This is a genomic window from Burkholderia sp. MSMB617WGS (assembly GCF_001532025.2).
GTDB classification, from domain to species: domain Bacteria; phylum Pseudomonadota; class Gammaproteobacteria; order Burkholderiales; family Burkholderiaceae; genus Burkholderia; species Burkholderia savannae.
In genome coordinates, this window is sequence record NZ_CP013458.1 from 1711304 (window position 1) to 1728344 (window position 17041).

General features: G+C 68.8%; 14 protein-coding genes. 6 read left to right on the plus strand and 8 right to left on the minus strand.

From position 1 onward, the window contains the following. Positions 1-94 precede the first annotated feature (94 nt). The 3 genes from WT60_RS28300 to WT60_RS28310 form a co-directional block, all read right to left on the minus strand. Positions 95-2362: an ATP-dependent DNA helicase gene (locus WT60_RS28300; protein WP_060356582.1), complete on the minus strand. Its 2268-nt coding sequence runs from the start codon at positions 2360-2362 to the stop codon at positions 95-97. Beyond that, entirely contained in the window at positions 2359-4050 is a 1692-nt protein-coding gene (locus tag WT60_RS28305) for a VRR-NUC domain-containing protein (protein WP_059581698.1), read from the minus strand. Before WT60_RS28305 ends, WT60_RS28300 begins: the two co-directional genes overlap by 4 nt. Before the next feature lie 262 nt (positions 4051-4312). After that, positions 4313-4798 carry a hypothetical protein gene (locus WT60_RS28310; protein ID WP_059581701.1) on the minus strand — a complete coding sequence of 162 codons (486 nt, stop codon included), beginning with the start codon at positions 4796-4798 and terminating at the stop codon, positions 4313-4315. Positions 4799-4862: 64 nt separating this feature from the next. Between WT60_RS28310 and WT60_RS34810 the strand changes: the two genes are divergently transcribed. After that, positions 4863-5033, plus strand: coding sequence for a hypothetical protein (locus WT60_RS34810; RefSeq protein ID WP_186448622.1), 171 nt, complete (start codon positions 4863-4865; stop codon positions 5031-5033). A gap of 94 nt (positions 5034-5127) precedes the next feature. Further along, a complete protein-coding gene (gene rbsK / locus WT60_RS28315) occupies positions 5128-6060 on the plus strand; it encodes a ribokinase (protein WP_060356583.1) in 933 nt (310 codons plus the stop codon). Positions 6061-6094: 34 nt separating this feature from the next. Here the strand turns inward: rbsK and WT60_RS28320 are convergent, their stop codons facing one another. From WT60_RS28320 to WT60_RS28330, 3 genes are all read right to left on the minus strand, one after another. Then, on the minus strand, positions 6095-7066 hold the full coding sequence (locus tag WT60_RS28320; protein ID WP_038744011.1) for a nucleoside hydrolase: 972 nt from the start codon (positions 7064-7066) through the stop codon (positions 6095-6097). Between the two features lie 571 nt (positions 7067-7637). Next, positions 7638-8984 (minus strand): LLM class flavin-dependent oxidoreductase, encoded by a 1347-nt coding sequence (locus WT60_RS28325; protein ID WP_059670550.1) that lies wholly within the window; start codon positions 8982-8984, stop codon positions 7638-7640. 116 nt (positions 8985-9100) lie between these two features. Then, positions 9101-9445 (minus strand): DUF3088 domain-containing protein, encoded by a 345-nt coding sequence (locus WT60_RS28330; RefSeq protein WP_038744008.1) that lies wholly within the window; start codon positions 9443-9445, stop codon positions 9101-9103. Positions 9446-10030: 585 nt separating this feature from the next. On the opposite strand from WT60_RS28330, the gene WT60_RS28340 reads away from it, so the two are divergent. The 3 genes from WT60_RS28340 to WT60_RS28355 all read left to right on the plus strand — a co-directional run bounded on the left by WT60_RS28340 (position 10031) and on the right by WT60_RS28355 (position 13437). Next, positions 10031-10915 (plus strand): metal-dependent hydrolase, encoded by an 885-nt coding sequence (locus WT60_RS28340; protein ID WP_060356585.1) that lies wholly within the window; start codon positions 10031-10033, stop codon positions 10913-10915. A gap of 123 nt (positions 10916-11038) precedes the next feature. Further along, positions 11039-11536 carry a DUF6632 domain-containing protein gene (locus tag WT60_RS28345; RefSeq protein WP_060356618.1) on the plus strand — a complete coding sequence of 166 codons (498 nt, stop codon included), beginning with the start codon at positions 11039-11041 and terminating at the stop codon, positions 11534-11536. A 584-nt stretch (positions 11537-12120) separates the two neighbouring features. After that, positions 12121-13437 carry an acyl-CoA dehydrogenase family protein gene (locus tag WT60_RS28355; RefSeq protein WP_060356586.1) on the plus strand — a complete coding sequence of 439 codons (1317 nt, stop codon included), beginning with the start codon at positions 12121-12123 and terminating at the stop codon, positions 13435-13437. Between the two features lie 384 nt (positions 13438-13821). Here the strand turns inward: WT60_RS28355 and WT60_RS28360 are convergent, their stop codons facing one another. Further along, positions 13822-14112 (minus strand): H-NS histone family protein, encoded by a 291-nt coding sequence (locus tag WT60_RS28360; protein WP_060819919.1) that lies wholly within the window; start codon positions 14110-14112, stop codon positions 13822-13824. Between the two features lie 150 nt (positions 14113-14262). On the opposite strand from WT60_RS28360, the gene WT60_RS28365 reads away from it, so the two are divergent. Continuing rightward, positions 14263-14505 carry a helix-turn-helix transcriptional regulator gene (locus WT60_RS28365; RefSeq protein ID WP_038743998.1) on the plus strand — a complete coding sequence of 81 codons (243 nt, stop codon included), beginning with the start codon at positions 14263-14265 and terminating at the stop codon, positions 14503-14505. 521 nt (positions 14506-15026) lie between these two features. On the opposite strand, the gene WT60_RS28375 is transcribed toward WT60_RS28365, so the two are convergent. Then, positions 15027-16412, minus strand: a complete 1386-nt coding sequence (locus WT60_RS28375) for an amino acid permease (RefSeq protein WP_038744173.1) — start codon at positions 16410-16412, stop codon at positions 15027-15029. Between the last annotated feature and the right edge of the window lie 629 nt (positions 16413-17041).

A 17041-nucleotide genomic window follows, 5' to 3' on the forward strand; every position in this document is an offset into this window, starting at 1 on the left:
CCGCCGTCGGGCCGGCCGACGCACGACGTCGCCCGCCGGCCCCAAATGGACACGGTGATGCCGCGCCGCGCGCGCGGCTCCGCCATCCGGCCGGTCAGATCAACCGCCACCACCGCGGCAGCAGCCGGCGCACCTCGCCGCGCTGGAACCGGTCGTCGATCAGATGCACGACGCCCTCGTCGCGCTCGGTGCGGATCACCCGCCCCGCCGCCTGCACGACCTTGCGCAGCCCCGGAAACAGATAGATGTAGTCGTAGCCGCAGCCGAAGCGCGCGTCCATCGCGCGACGCATCTCCTCATTGACGTCGTTGACCTGCGGCAGGCCGAGTGTCGCGACGAACGCGCCGATCAGCCGGTCGCCCGCGAGATCGATTCCCTCCGAAAACGCGCCGCCCAGCACCGCGAAGCCGATGCCCCGCCCGTTCGGCTCGAAGCGCGCGAGGAACGCGTCGCGTGCGGCCTCGTCCATGCCGGGCGCCTGCTCCCAGACGGGCAGCGCCGGATGGCGCTCGCGCAGCCGCGCGACGACCTGCTGCAGATACTCGAAGCTGCTCAGGAACCCGAGATAGTTGCCCGGGCGCGCCGCGTACTGCGCGGCGATCAGCTCGACGATCGGCTCGAGCGAGCGCTCGCGGTCGCGCCAGCGCGTCGACACGTGCGACGCGACCTTCACCGTCAACTGCTCGGCGCGAAACGGCCCCTCGACATCGAGCAAGCCCGTGTCGCCCGGCAGCCCGAGCGTGTCGCGATAAAAATCGAACGGGCTCAGCGTGCCCGAGAACATCACGGTCGCGCACGCGGCGTCGTGGCGCGGCGCGAGGAAATCGGCCGGGATCACGTTGCGCACGCACAGGATCGATGCCTTTGCGCCGCGACGCGGCGCGCTCGCGCGCACGCGCGTCGCGTCGAAGATCGAATGCGTGTCGAACTGCTCGGCGAGCGCGACGAAGTGAATCGCGTCGAAGCAAAAGCGCAGCACCGCGTCGTCGAACACGAGCGGAGATTGCGCGGCGAGCTCGGAAAACCGGCCGACAAGATTCTGCGCGGCCGACAGCACGCGCGGCGGCACGCCTGCGTGCACCGCATACGCGGCCGCCTGTTCGCGATTGAGCGCGTTCCATTCGCGGTTCAGGCGCTCGAGCGCCTTCGCGATCGGCGCGGGCGCGAGCTTGCGGACTGCGGCGATCTCGCGCTGGTCGAGCGCCGCGCTGTACATGCCGCGCGCGCGGTCGAGCAGGTTGTGCGCCTCGTCGACGAGCACGCCGACGCGCCACTGGTTCTGCTGCGCGAGCGCGTGCAGCAGCGCGCTGCCGTCGTAGTAGTAGTTGTAGTCGCCGACGACGACGTCGCTCCACCGCGCGAGCTCCTGCGCGAGATAGTACGGGCAGACGTCGTGCGCGAGCGCGGCCGCGCGCACGGCCGCCCGATCGAGCCGGCCGTGTTCGAGCGCGGCGGCGCGCGCGGCCGCGAGCCGATCGTAGAAGCCGCGCGCGAGCGGACACGATTCGCCGTGGCACGCGGCGTCCGGATGCTCGCACGCCTTGTCGCGCGCGACGAGCTCGAGCACGCGCAGCGGCAGCGCGCCGCCCGCCGTCGCGCGCAGCGTGTCGGCCGCGTCGAGCGCGAGCGCGCGGCCGGGCGTCTTCGCGGTCAGGAAGAAGAGCCGGTCCAGGTGCGCCTCCCCGCATGCCTTGAGCAGCGGAAACAGCGTGCCGAGCGTCTTGCCGATGCCGGTCGGCGCCTGCGCGAGCAGCGCGCGGCCGTCGCGCGCGGCGCGATACGCGGCGACCGCGAGCTCGCGCTGCCCGCTGCGAAACCGCGCGTGCGGAAACGCGAGCGCGCGCAGCGCCGCATTGCGCGCCGTGAGATGCGCGTCCTCGCGCGCCGCCCACTCGACGAAGCGCTCGCACTGCTCGACGAAGCACGCCTTCAGCGTCGCGGCCGTGTGCGCTTCGGTCAGCACCGTCTCGCGCAGCGTGCCGACGTCGAAGTAGACGAGCGCGACCGTCAGCTGCGCGAGCCCGCGCGATTCGCACAGCAAATGCCCGTACACGCGCGCCTGCGCCCAATGCAGCGCGCGCTGGTTCGCGGGCATCCTGTCGAGATCGCCGCGGTGCGTCTTGATCTCCTCGACGCGGTTCAGCGCCGGATCGTAGCCGTCCGCGCGGCCGCGCACCGTGAGGCCGCGATGCTCGCCCGCGAGCGCGATCTCTTTCTCGTAGCCGGCGCCGCGCCGCGATGCGACCGTCACGTGCCCGGCGATTCCTTCGAGCGCGCTCGGCGCGGGCGTGAAGCGAAGATCGAGATCACCTTCGCGCGCGGTGAACTCGCACATCGCGCGCACCGCGACGACGTACCTCACGTGAGCGCCTCCTCGCCTTTCCGCGCCGGCGCGGCGTCCGCCCAGCGCACGTCGAGCACGCGCACCGGCATCCGGTGCCGCACGCAGTAGTCGAGCCAGCGAATCTGGTTGTCCTGCAGCCGGTCGCCCGGCCCTTTCACTTCGATCAGCTCGTAGCGCCGCTCGCCGGGCCAGAAGCGCACGAGATCGGGCAGCCCCGAGCGATTGCCGCGCACGTCGTCGAGCAGCCGCTCGAACCACAGCCGCAGGTGCTCGGCGGGCAGGCATGCGAGCGCGTGCTCGAGCAGCGCGTCGTCGAGCGCGCCCCAGAACACGAACGGCGACTGCACGCCCATCTTCTGCGCGTAGTGCCGGCGGATCGTGTCGCGGTATTGCGCGCCGTCGAGTTGCGCGAGGCATGCGTCGAACTGCGCGGCGCGGCGCGCGCGGAAGTCGGGCGCATGCAGATCGGCCGGCCCGCGCTGAAACGGATGGAAGAACGCGCCCGGCACCGCGGCGAACACGGGCTCCCAGCACAGGAGCCCGAACAGCGAGTTGATCAGCGCGTTCTCGACGTAGAAGACGGGTGCGTCCGCGCGGCTCAGATGATCGCGCGCGACATATTCGACCGGATACGGCGCGCCCGGAGGCGCGAGTTCGATGCAGTCGCGCGGAATCGCCGGCGCGATCGTCGCGCGCGCGGCCGGCAGGCCGACGCGCCGCCGCAGCCGCGGCAGCATCCGCGCGATCTGCTGCGCCTGCGCGTCGTTTTCGGGCGTGCGCATTGCGTCGTCGGCGAGCGCGAGCGCCGCGTCGAAACGCCCGCAGCGTTCGAGCACGCGCACGCGACGCTGCCGGCTGCCGGGCCATGCGCTCGAGGCATAGGCGGCGAGCGCGCCGTCCCAATCCGCGCGGCGCTCGCAAGCCTGGCCGATCGCGAACGTCAGCTTCGCGCGCCGCATCGCGAGCCATGCGTTCCCGCAGTCGATCCCGGCCGCAACCGCGACGAGGGGTGCGAGCGGCGCGTCGCCGGGCCACAGATCGAGCTGCTCGCGGCACGCGTGCAGTTGCAGATACGCGTCGACATCGTCGCGCCGCTGAAACGCGCGCGACGACGGCTCGAACGCGACCGTCTCGTACTGAAGCAGCCCGAGATCGGCAAGCACGAACTCCGACCAGTCCTGATGCAGGTTGCCGAAGAACATGAGCCGCAGCCGGTCGCAGAGCGCGCCGACCGTCACGCGCAGCACGCGATCGTCGATCGACGGCAGCCATTGCGCCCACGGGCGCGCGCCTTCGTGGCTCGCGCGCAGCGCGTCGAGCCAGTCGGCCTTGCGGATCGCGCCGCCCGCCGATGCGCCGGGGAATGCGCCGCGCAGCTCGGGCTTCGTCGCGAGCGCGAACAGTTCGTCGAGCGCGAGCAGCGGCTCCGGATCGATCCAGCCGAGCTCCGCGAGCGGCGCCGCGGCCGCGCACGGACAGCCGATCTCGTCATAAACGAGCTTGCTCGCGCGAAAGACCGGCCCCTTGCGCATCAGCATGCGCACGAGCAGCGCGCGCGACGCCCGCGGCAGCGCGCCGAACGCGGCGACGAACGCGCGCTCGTCGGCGTCGAGCACGTCGTCGTAGCGCTCGACGAGCCACGCGAGCGCGCGCTCGAAGTTCGACAGGTAATAGAACGCGGGAGGAGACGACGAATCGGGCGGCACGGGCTTCGGCGATGACGGACGGCCGGTGGCGCTCGCCCGATTACGGGGACGGAAGGCCATGACCGAACAAGGGATTCGCAGATGATAGCGCACGGCCGGCCCGCCGCGCGTGCGCGCAGTGCGTCGCGCTCACGCACACGCGATGCGCTCGCCCTCCTGGCTCGACGAAGCCCGCCAGCGACGCGGCGCAGCTCGGCGCAACGAGCAACGACACGCGGCTACGCGACGCGCGCCGCGGGCGCGCCCGATGCCGCGCCTGCGTTCAGAACCCCCTGCTGCACCCGATCGAGTTGTCCGTGCCGCTCGCGCACACGACGCCCGGCACGGGTTTCTCGATCGCGATGTCCGGACGGCTCGGCATCCCGGACGGCACAGCCTGGCTCGGCCATCGGCCGCGCCCGTCGTATCGCGAATCGCGCAATCGCTGCGCGGCCCGGTCTTCCTCCGCGAGCCGCTGGCGGCGCTCGGCCGCACCGAGCTCGTCGGCGAAGCCGGCTGCGCCCGCACCGTTTTCCCGCGTCGCTTCGAACGAACGCGACGCGCCCTTCGCCTCGCCGAACACCGAAGTCACGGGCGATCCGTAGCTACGTGCATCGGCCGTCGAGCGGCCAATCTCCTTCGCGGTGAACGTGTGCGACGACACGGCGGCCGCATCGAGCGGATGCGGTCCGTTCGCCCAGCTCGTCGCCGCCTGAACGACGATCAGTGATGCAAACGGCCATTTGAGCGGGAGCGACAACCTATTCATACGCTGACAACGACATCGGCAACAAAGGGCGCCACTATATCAGCCGATGCGCCGAGCACCACGAATGCCCCTGCGCGCGCTGCGCGAACGTAAAGATGTCGGAAACCGAAACGTCTTTCGGGTCTCGCGCGAGCAAACGGGCTGCCGCGCGGATGCGGCGTCGATCTCGCGGATCGCGCGGATCGCGCGGATCTCGTCAATCTCGCCGATCTCGCCGGGTCGCCGGGACGATTGAGCGCGCGCGCCCGATGTGATTCCATTCGGATGCGGGCGACCGCACGCGCTCACCCGTCGAACACGACAACACTTCACTTCCGAGGACACAACAGATGGAGACGATCGCCGTAATCGGCAGCAACATGGTCGACCTCGTGACCTACGTCACGCGGATGCCGGCCGACGGAGAAACGCTCGAAGCGCCGAACTTCGAGCTCGGCTGCGGCGGCAAGGGCGCGAACCAGGCGGTCGCCGCGTCGAAGCTGGGCGCGCGCGTCGTGATGGTGTCGAAGGTCGGCGACGACCTGTTCGCCGACAACACGCTGCGCAACTTCGAGCGCGTCGGCATCGACACCGAGCACGTGCGCCGCGTGCCCGGCGTGTCGAGCGGCGTCGCGCCGATCTTCGTGAGCCCCGATTCACGCAACCGCATCCTGATCGTCAAGGGCGCGAACCGGCATCTGAAGCCGGCCGACATCGACGCGGCCGCCGCGAAGATCAAGGCGAGCCGCCTCGTCGTGCTGCAACTCGAGATCGACATCGATACGGTTTACTACGCGATCGACTTCGCCGCCGCGCGCGGCATCCCGGTGCTGCTCAATCCCGCGCCGGGCGCGCCCGGCCTCGACTTCGCGCGGCTCGCGAAGCTCGAGTTCCTCGTGCCGAACGAAACCGAGCTCGCGCTCGTGTCGGGCATGCCGACCGACTCTCCCGACGCGATCGAGCGCGCGGCGGAATCGCTCGTCGAGCGCGGGCTGAAGAACGTGATCGTCACGCTCGGCGACAAAGGCTCGCTCCTCGTGTCGCGCACGGGCGTCGTGCGCGTGCCGCCCGTTGCCGCCGACGCGCGCGACACGACGGGCGCGGGCGACGCATACATCGGCTGCTTCGCGCGCCACTACGTCGCGACGGGCGACGCGCCCGCCGCTATGCGGCTCGCGTCCGCGTACGCCGCGCATTCGGTGACGGGCCTCGGCACGCAGAAGTCGTACGCGGACGCGGCGACGTTCGAGCGCTTCCTGCAGACGATCGGCTTCGACGCCTGACGGACCGCGGGCGGCGCGGGTGGCGCGCGGCCCGTCAGCCGACGAGCGTCTTCCGATAGAGCGCGAGCATCGCGTCCGCGTCGACGCCGACGCACACGTCGCGCGGCGGCCGGCCGTCCCAGTCCGGCGCGGGCACGGTCATCGTCGACGGCTTCTGGATCGTCTCGCCGGCCGCGATGCCGCTCGTCAGCACGCGCACGGGGCCCGTGCGCGTCTTGTACAGCTGCGGCGCGACCACGTACGCAACCGCCGACGAATCGTGCACGTAGATGCCCGCGAGCCCCGCGCTCGCGCGATGAAACGCCTCGTAATGGCGCGACACGTCCCAGACGAAGCGGCCCGCGTCGCCCGCGTCGTCGCGCAGCGCGGCGAGATAGTCGGTCGTCATGATCGTGGCCTGCGTGACGTCGAGCCCGACGACCGCGAGCGGCCACGACGCCGACATCACGATGTCCGCCGCGTCCGGATCGCCCGCGATGTTCGCCTCGGCGGCGGGCGACACGTTGCCGAGCACGCCCGCGGTGCCGAATGCGCCGCCCATGATGACGACCTGCTTGACGAGCGTCGCGACCTCGGGGGCCTCGGCAAGCACGTGCGCGAGATTCGTCAGCGGGCCGACCGCGAGCAGCGTGACTTCGTGCGGATGCGCGCGCACCGTGTCGATGATGAAGCGATGCGCGGGCCGCGCGTCGAGGTTCGGCGCGCGCGCGACGTCCACGGGCTGGCTGAGGCCCGTGTTGCCGAGGCCGTCGTCGCCGTGGATGCCGCCGAGCGGCTCGGGCGCGGGCCGCCGCAGCGGCGCGGCCGCGCCGCACGCGACGGGCACGCCGGGCGCGAAGCGGCCCGCGAGATAGAGCGCGTTGCGGGTCGTCGTGTCGATCGTCGCATTGCCGAACACGCTCGTCACGCCGAGCAGTTCGATGTCCGGATGAAGCACCTGGAACACGAGCGCCATCGAATCGTCGACGCCCGGGTCCGTATCGTAGATGATCTTGTGCAGGCTCATGGGTATCTCGTCGTGGGCGCGACAGGAAACCGCCGCGCGATGGTGGGAAGCGTCGAATGATACCCGTGCTGTCGTCTTGGACGCGCGAACACAACGAATTAACAACCCCGCAAATCATTGTGTTGGGGCAACACTGGCAGCCCCGCAAACCCTTGTCGGGTCGTGCTCAGTAGCGTGAATCTGGTCTTTAATCAGCGTTTCCTTGGGGCTTTTTGCGGCGCGCCGGCTTTGCGCTGCGCCGCGCGCCGCCCGCGATCGCTCGGCGCATCGGCGATGCGAGCGACGTCGTGCGTGATCCGGAGCGTGGAATCGGCGAGGCGTTCGGAAGCGCTCCGAGGCACGTCTTTTGCCTGCGGGTCCGGCCGGATGCGGCGGGAAAGCGAATCGCCCGAATCGCCTCGACTCGACTCGCCGTATCGAGCCGTATCGAGCCGTATCGAGCGGTATCAAGCGGTGTCGAATCCCGTTCAGGTTCGGTCGCGCATTCGTCCGCCGAGCGAATCGCGCCGCTTCATGCGATCGCATGCGCGGGCGTCGCGCGCGCCGATCGAACCGGCGCGCCTCACACACCTCACGCACGCTCAGACGCACACTCTCGCTCCGGCCGCGGCAGGCCGAGATGGTCGCGCAACGTCGTTCCTTCGTATTCGGTGCGAAAGAGGCCGCGCCGCTGCAGGATCGGCACCACGCCGTCGACGAAATCCTGCAGGCCGCCCGGCAGCACGTCCGGCATCAGGTTAAAGCCGTCGGCCGCGCCGGCTTCGAACCAGTGCGCGATGTCGTCGGCGATCTGCTCGGGCGTGCCGACGATCACCCGGTGCCCCCCGCCGCCCGCCATCTCGCGCAACAGCTCGCGCACCGTGTAGCGATGCCGCCGCGCGCTCGCGAGCGTCGCGTGAAAGAACGTGTGGTTGCCGTTGCCGCCGTCGGGCAGCGCGAGATCGTCCGGCAGCGGCGCATCGGGCGCGAGCCGCTCGACCGGCACGCCGAGCGTGCCCGCGAGCCGGTTCAGCCCGTAGCGCAGCGGGATCAGGTCGACGAGCGCGTCGCGGCGGCGCAGCGCGTCGGCCTCGGTCGCGCCGATGATCGTCGTCAAGCCCGGCAGCACCTTCACGTCGCCGCGACCGAGCCCGGCGGCGGCCGCCTTCAGCTCGCGCGCGTAGCCGAGCGCCTCGTCGAACGATTGCGATGCGCAGAACACCGCCTCCGCGTGCCGCGCGGCGAACGCGCGCCCGTCGGCCGAGCCGCCCGCCTGCACGAGCACCGGATGCCCTTGCGGCGGACGCGGCAGATTCAGCGGCCCCCGCACGCGGAAATGCGCGCCGCGATGCGCGATCGGCCGCACCTTGGCCGTATCGACGAAAACGCCGCGCGCCTTGTCGGCGACGAGCGCGTCGTCGTCCCAGCTGTCCCACAGCGCCTTCACGATTTCGACGAACTCGGCCGCGCGCGCATAGCGCTGCGCATGATCGGGCACCGCGTCGAGGCCGAAGTTGCGCGCGGAGCCGGGATCGGCCGTCGTCACGATGTTCCAGCCGGCGCGCCCGGCGCTCGCGTGATCGAGCGACGCGAAGCGGCGCGCGAGATTGAACGGCTCGTTGTAGCTCGTCGACGCCGTGCCGATGAGGCCGATGCGCGTCGTCGCGCCGGCGATCGTCGCGAGCAGGATCGTCGGCTCGAGCGCGGTGATCGGACGGAAGTCGATCTGATCGACGATCGACGCGTTGTCCGCGAGAAACACCGCGTCGAACTTAGCGGCTTCGGCAATCCGCGCGACGCGCACGTAGTGCGCGACGTCGACGAACGCGCGCGGATCGGCGTCGTCCACCCGCCATGCGGACGGCACGAAGCCCGAATGCAGGATGTTGACGTTCAGATGCAGCTGGCGGCGCGACGGCTGTTTGAGGATCGGCGTCATCGATGAAGTCGGGCGGCGGCGAATCGGCGATGCGGCGGCGGCATGCCCGGGCCGATGCCGCGCCGGGCCGCGGGCAAGGCGACCGAGGCCGCGTCGGCATCCGGCCGCCGGGCCGCTCAGTGCAGTTTCGGAAAACCGTGCCGCTCGGCGAGCAGCTCCAGGATGCGGCGCGAATCGGTGACGAAGCGCTTGTCGCCGAGCGCGAGCGCGTCGTCGGGCGGCGGCGCGTCGTCGCCCAGCACGAGCACGGGCAGGCCCTGATGCTCGGCGTCGAGCGCGGCGATCGCCGCCTCGCGCGGCCGCGCGAACGGCAGCCGGCGAATGTCGAGGCGCGCCTGCCTCGACGGATCGCTCGCGAGCAGCCCTTCGATCGGCACGCTGCCGGGACAGACGAAACGCTCGCCCGGGTGTTGGGGATCGGCGAATCCGGGTTCCAGCAGGAGCAACAGATCTCGGCTCATCGGCGGTCGGCCTCGCTCGCGAGGCATGTCGTTGGGAATGCCGGCGATTCTGTGCCGATCGGATGCGCGTCGCCACGAATTTATCCGCAAATCGTTATGCGCGGCGGCGCTAAGCGGGCGGCGGCGATGTCGCCGGTGCGCGGGCACCTCGCGCGGCGCAACAAGAGGCCGCACGACGCGCGGCGGCGCGCCGCGGCGGCGCGCCTTGCCGCATCGCAATATGACTCAACGCGGCGCGGCGTGCCGGGATGCGTCGCGCCGCGCGGCGATGCGGCGATGCACAACGCATCCGGCGCACGCGGATCTCCGCGCTCCGCCGGCTTCGCGTTTCCCCTCACCCCCAACCGCCCGCCCGCGCCCGGCTTGTCTTATCGCGTCGCCCGGCACGCCTCAATCAATACATTGAACAATGACTCAGTTGACAACGATCAAATCGCGGCGTAGCGTTCATTCCATAACGATCGTTATTTAAAGAGCCGCCGCATTGCGTCGAACGGAACGCGGACGGCTCGACCGCTCGCGTCCGCCCGTGATCGCTCAATCGATGCGGACGCGCCGCTGATTCGCAAAACATGGAGAGACCCGATGTCAGCCATAATCCGCCGTGACGTTCGCTTCGCCCTCCCGCCCGATCGCATCGGCGATTGGCACGTGAACGGCGTGGCCAACACGCACTACTTCAACGCGCTGTCGCTGATGTTTCCCGCGGGCGAGCGCTTTTTCATCGATTCGGTTCGTCATTACCGGGATCGCATTCAGGACCCCGAACTGCTGGAGCAAGTCCGGGGTTTCATCGGACAGGAGGCGATGCACAGCCGCGAGCACGTCGAGTTCAACGACGTCGCCGAGGCTGCCGGCTATCCCGCGCATCGGCTCGACCGCGGCTTCTGGAAGTTCACGCAGTTGATGTGGAAGATATTGCCGCCTCCGCTGCGGCTCGCGCAGACGATCGCGTTCGAGCACTACACGGCGATCATGACCGACATGCTGCTCAGCAACTTCGAGCACTTCCACGACTCGGCCGACGCGTACGCGAACATGTGGCTCTGGCATTCGATGGAAGAGACCGAGCACAAGGCGGTCGCGTTCGACGTGTGGAACGCGGTGATGAAGCCGGGCCCGACGCGCTATCTGATGCGCGTCGGCTCGATGCTGATGACGAGCGCCGTGTTCTGGGGAACGAATTTCCATTTCCACATCGCGTTCATGAACGCGCACCGGCGAATGCACGGCAAGGTCACCGGTAAGTGGGCGTTCGCACGGTTCTTCGTGAAAGGCCTCATCCGTCTGACGCCGAGTACGCTCGCGTACTTCAAGCCCGGCTTCCACCCGTGGCAACACGACAATCGCAGGCACTTCGCGCAACTCGACCGGCTGCTCGAGAACATCGACGCAAGCAACGCGCGATACGCGGCGAATGCCGCGCCGCGACGCATTCCGCTGCATCCGATGACGGCACAAGCAAGCTGAACGCCGCGCGCATCGCCGATGCGTCGCGCATCGGCGATCGGCCCGCGCCTTTTGCAAGCGCGAGCGCTTCGACCGTGCGTCGGCGCGCTCGCGTCGATCAATCTCACACGGACGGTGCATTTCATGTCTTCGACTTCGACCCGGCAGCACGACCGGCCGCAAGCCTCCCCATGGCTCTCGCTGATCACGCGCCTGCTCGGCGCGGCCTTCGTTCTGTTCTTCGGCGCGGCGATCGTCACGATCCTGCTCGGCATCGACCATCAGATCGCGGGCGATCCGATCGGCCTTCTGGTGATGCGCCTCGTGCGCTGGGGCGGCGTGCACGGCGGCGGCGAGCACTACGAACTGATGATCTCCACCGTCTATGTCGTGTGGGGCATTTTCCTGTGGGAAGCCGCGAACGATCCGTTCGAGCACCGGCTGTTTCTCGACTTCACGGTCGTCGCGAATGCCGCCCACTTCGGCCTGATGTTCGTGCAAGGCCTGATGATGCCGGGCGAGCTCATCCATCTCGTCGGCGACGTCGCGCTCGGCTGGTTCGCGCTCGCCCTCTTCGCCGCCACGTGGATTCCCGCGCGGAGCAAGGCGGCGAAGCGGCAGATTGCGAAGGTCGGTCGTTAGCGGTTTGCGGTTTGTCGTTTGTCGTTTGTCGTTTGTCGTTGCCGGCTCGTGCACGCGTACGAACGATTACGGGAACTCCGCCGTGTGCGCTTCCATCGCATCGCATCATGCTGTGCGCATCATGCTGTGCGCATCATGCTGTGCGCATCATGCTGTGCGCATCATGCTGTGCGCATCATGCCGTGCGCATCATGCCGTGCGCATCATGCCGTGCGCATCATGCCGTGCGCATCATGCCGTGCGCATCATGCCGTGCGCATCATGCCGTGCGCATCATGCCGTGCGCATCATGCCGTGCGCATCATGCCGTGCGCATCATGCCGTGCGCATCATGCCGTGCGCATCATGCCGTGCGCATCATGCCGTGCGCGCCGTCGCGAGACGCGACGGCGCGCCGATGCGCATCGCGTCAACCGGCACCGCGTCGATCGCCGCGCGACGCTCGTCGCGCGGCAACGTCGAACGGCGCACGCCGTCGCGCGAACCCGCTCGGCCGCATAAGCATCGCATGAATCGTTTGTTGTCCGGGCGGGCTCGCTCCGTTTAACGTCTTTTCTTGCGCCCACATCCCGCCAGGACCTTCGATGGCCATCTCCACGCCCGATTTCATGCTGCGGCGCGCCGCGACGCCCGCCGCCCGGCAGCACGCCGACACGCCCCACGCCGACACGCACGAACGCGCGACCGCCGACGCCGCCCTCCTGTTCGACGACGATCCGCTGATCCGCCGCTTCGCGCCGGTGTTCGATCGGATCGCGCAGGGCGCGGTCGCGCGCGATCAGCATCGCGACCTGCCGTACAAGCCCGTCGAATGGCTGCGCGACGCGGGCTTCACGAAGCTGCGCGTGCCGAGCGTCGCGGGCGGCGGCGGCATCGGCCTCGCGCCGTTCTTCGCGTTGATCGCGCGGCTCGGCGAAGCCGATTCGAATCTGCCGCAGATCCTGCGCGTGCACGGCGGCTTCGTCGAGATGCTGCACGAGAGCCCCGAAGCCACGCTGCGCGAGCGCTGGTTCGCACGCATCGCACGCGGAACGATCGTCGGCGGCGCGACGGCCGAGCGGAGCGCCGTCACGAGCAACACGGTGCGGCTGTCGCGCGAAAACGGCAGGCTCGTGCTCGACGGCGAGAAGTACTACACGACGGGCACGCTGTATGCAGACTGGATCGACGTGACCGCGAACGATGGCGACACGGACCTGCGCGTGCTCGTGCCGGCCGACACGCCCGGCGTCGAGCGCATCGACGATTGGGACAGCTTCGGCCAGCGCCTGACGGGCAGCGGCACGACGCGCTTCACGCGCGTCGAAGTCGAGCCCGACAACATCTATCGCCGCTTCGACGCGTCGGCGCCGCGCACCAACAGCCTGCTGACCGCGTATTTCCAGACGCTGCACCTAGCGAATCTCGCGGGCATCTCGCGCGCGGTGCTGCGCGACGCGGTAGCGTTCACGCGCGAGCGCACGCGCACGTTCGGCGTGCCGGGCGAATCGAGCCCGCGTCACGATCCGCTCGTGCAGCGCGTGATCGGGCGGCTCGCGAGCCTCGCCTATTCGACTCAGAGCATCGTCGCGGCGATCGCGCGCACGCTCGACGACGTCAGCGCCGCGCGCGCGAACGGCAATGCGACCGACGACGCGTACGTGCGCGTCGACATCCAGGCGTTCCAGGCGCAGCAAATCGTGCTCGCGCAGACGCTCGAGGCCGCGACGCTGCTGTTCGAAGTGGGCGGCGCATCGGCGACGAGCGAGACACGCCGCTTCGACCGCCACTGGCGCAACGCGCGCGTGCTCGCCTCACATAATCCCGCGGCCGCCCGCGAAGCGGTGATCGGCAATTACTATCTGAACGGCGCCGGACACAACGAGCGCTTCGGGGTCGCACGGACGGACGCCGCGCGTTGACGCCCGCGCCGTCGCGCCGCGTCGCATGGCGCGAGCGCGGCGGCCGACATGACAATGGATATCGGTTCGGCGCGCTTCGATCGTTTCAAACAAGACGAACGACGACGATCGAACGCGCGCCGTGCGATCGAACGCGCGCCGTGTTGATGAAGATACCCGGCCGCGCAGCGCGTCACGGCGATCGAAACCTGCCGCGACGCCGCACGGGCGGCGCACATTCAAACGCACATTGCGCGCGAATCGGCGATCGCGTGAACCGACGATCACAAGAACGTACGACTCGCGAACGCACGAACGCAGACGAGCCACGACGAACCGGCGGCAACGAATGCCGCGCAACCGGTTCGCCCGCGACCCTCGCCGCGTGCGATCGCAGCAAGCACGCTAATCGATCAGGAACGGATCGCGGTCCTGCCCCGCGATCCACGCCGGGGCTCGACCGCGTCCCGTCCACGTCGCGCCCGTCTCCGGATCGCGATAGCGCGGCTTCGGCAGCAAGTCCTCTTTCTTTGGCCGGCCGAGACGAGGCGGGAACAGGTCCTTTTGCGTGAGGCCGTACTCGTCGATCTTTCTACGCAACTCGACGAGCACATCGGGCAGTTCGACCGCGCGCGCGGTCTTCGCCTGATGCTTCAAATCATCCAATTGGGCAAGCAATTCCTTGTATGTTGCCATTACCATTTCCCCGTATGATTCCACTGCCTCTTTTCGACCGACAATCGAATACCATGTTGTTATGTTGAATAGTGCCGAAGTCAGTTTTCAGCTATCATAGCCCAATTAGGCCAAGGTGGACTATTTGGATTCAGCAGGGAGCATTCGCCCATGCTCCCTTCCATTCATCACCCTCGTTATGTCGTTCTGCGCACGCATCTGCGCGCGTTGAGAAGAGCGGCGGGTCTCACCCAGACGCAATTGGCCGAGCGCCTGAGCATCGACCAGTCCTATCTCTCCAAGATCGAACGCGGAGAACGCTATGTCGATATTCTCCTTTATCTCGATTGGTGTCGTCATTGCGGCGTCGAGCCGAACCTCGCGGTATCCGAATTAATCGACGCCGGCGTCTGAATGAAGGGGGCGGCTTCAGCGCGCCATTTGAAGCGATTTGAATCCCGCGCGGCGTTCGTCGCTTCGTTTGTCGGTGCGCTCGTTCGCATATCTTCCATCTTCCGTCGCATCGCGTATCGCGTATCGCACCCATGAATCGCGCGGGTTCGCAGCATGCATGGCGCGCGAAGTGAGTCGCACGCGGATGTTCTTGCGTCGTTTTCGTCGCGTTCCCATTGCGGCCGGCCGGCATGGCATGCGCCGCCGCGCGCGGAATCGCGCACCAAATCGCTCGCACGCCAGTGCATGCCGCATCGCACCTCACGCGGCGAAATCGAAAGCGCCCGCAATACGCGAAACGCGCCCCCATCCGAAGCGGAAAATGAAATTCCAATGGAACCGGCACGTGCCGACGTGACGCGCCGCCACACGCGCTCGCGCGCGCACCGGCCCGCCGAATCGACGACGAACGCCCCGCCGCGATCGACGGCAGGCGCGCGCACGCCTCTCGTCGTCCGCCGTCGGCCAGCGCCTTGCAGCGCTCAACCGTCCGTCGGCGACGTCATCTGAGCGCGCCGCCCCGCCTGGCTCACGTAGTAGTACACGGTCAGCGCGACGATCCACAGCGGCCCGATCACGAGCGCGACGCGCGTGTCGGGCGAGAACGCCATCAGCACGACGACGAATGCGAGAAACGCAAGCGCGACGAACGACGACGCCGGATAGAGCGGCACGCGCAGCGGCAGCCGCGCAAGGCGCTCCGCCGGCACGCGGCGGCGAAAGCGCAGTTGCGCGATCAGGATCACGCACCACGTCCAGATCGCGCCGAACGTCGACACCGACGTGAGCCACACGAACACCTTCTGCGGCGCATAGTAATTGAGCGCGACGCCGACGAACAGCAGCGCCACCGAAATCAGCACGCCCTGCACCGGCACGCCGCGCCGGTTCACCGACGCGAGCCGCTCGGGCGCCTGCCCCTGCTCGGCGAGATTGAACAGCATCCGCGCGGTGCTGAAGATTCCGCTGTTGCACGACGACAGCGCGGCCGTCAACACGACGAAGTTGATGATGCCGGCCGCGGCCGGGATGCCGAGCCGCGAGAACGTCATGACGAACGGGCTGCCCTGCGTGCCGATCTGGTTCCACGGATAGATCGACATGATCACGAACAGCGCGCCGACGTAGAAGATCACGACGCGCCAGAACACCGAATTCACGGCCTTCGCGAGCGACTTCTCCGGATTGCGCGCCTCGCCCGCCGTCAGCCCGAGCATCTCGACGCCGAGATACGCGAACATCACGATCGGCAGCGCGTCGACGACGCCCGACCAGCCGTTCGGCATGAAGCCGCCGTGCGCCCACAGGTTCGAAATGCCGGTCGGCACGCCGCCGTTGCCCACGCCCGCGACGATCATCAGGCCGCCGCCCGCGATCATCAGCACGATCGTCACGATCTTGATCAGCGCGAACCAGAACTCGAATTCGCCGTACAGCTTCACCGCGATGAAGTTCACCGCGCCCATCACGATCAGCGCGGCGAAGGTCCAGATCCAGTTCGGCACGCCGGGAAACCACATGTGCATGTAGACGCCGACCGCCGTGATCTCGGCCATGCACGTGACGATCCACATGAACCAGTAGGTCCAGCCCGTCAGATAGCCGGCGAGCGGCCCGATGTAGTCCTGCGCGTAGCGGCTGAACGCGCCCGCGACCGGATTGTCGATCGCCATCTCGCCGAGCGCGCGCATGATGAGAAAGATCGCGATGCCGCCGAGGACGTAGGTCAGCAGGATCGCCGGGCCGGCCGCGCGGATCGCGGAGGCGGAGCCGAGAAAGAGCCCGACGCCGATCGTCGCGCCGAGCGCCATCAGGTTGATGTGCCGCTCCTCCAGGCCGCGGTGCAGCCGTTCGTCTTGTGAAGTCACCGATGTCTCCTGGCGGCGCGCGAGTGTGCCGCTGTCATGTTCGTGTCGAGGAAAGACCGTTGCGTGCGCCGCCGCGGGCCGCTGCGCGAAGACGGCGCGACGCGCCGGCTCCGATGAACGCGCACGCGATCCGTGATCGCATCGGCGTCGAAGCCGAATCGCGCCGACGATCGCAACGATGCGGCTCGGCGGTGCGAATCGCTCGCGTATCACGTATCGCTACACGCGCCGGAAGCTGCTTCGGGTCGCGTCGAAGCAATGCGCCGCCGCCGCGCCGCACGCGCATCGACGAACGCGCGTGTCGCACGCGCGCGTTCGCTTTGCTTGAAGCGGGCAATCGACGACGATCGGACAAGCGACGCAAGACGCGCCGACGCCCGGATCGACATTGCACGCCCGGCCGAAATGCAGCGGTAATTATATGAAGAATACGGCGCTCGCCGCCAGCCGTTTGTGCCGCGTGCGAGCGGCAAGGCGGCCATGCGCACGCTGCGCTGCGCGCATGGCCGAGGATGCGGCCGATGCCGCGGCAGACTTGCGGTGCGGCGGCGGCTTGCGGTGCGGCGGCGCACGGCGGCCGGCGCTTGGCGGGCCCGCCCCGCCATGTGCGCCATGCGCCGCGCCGCGCC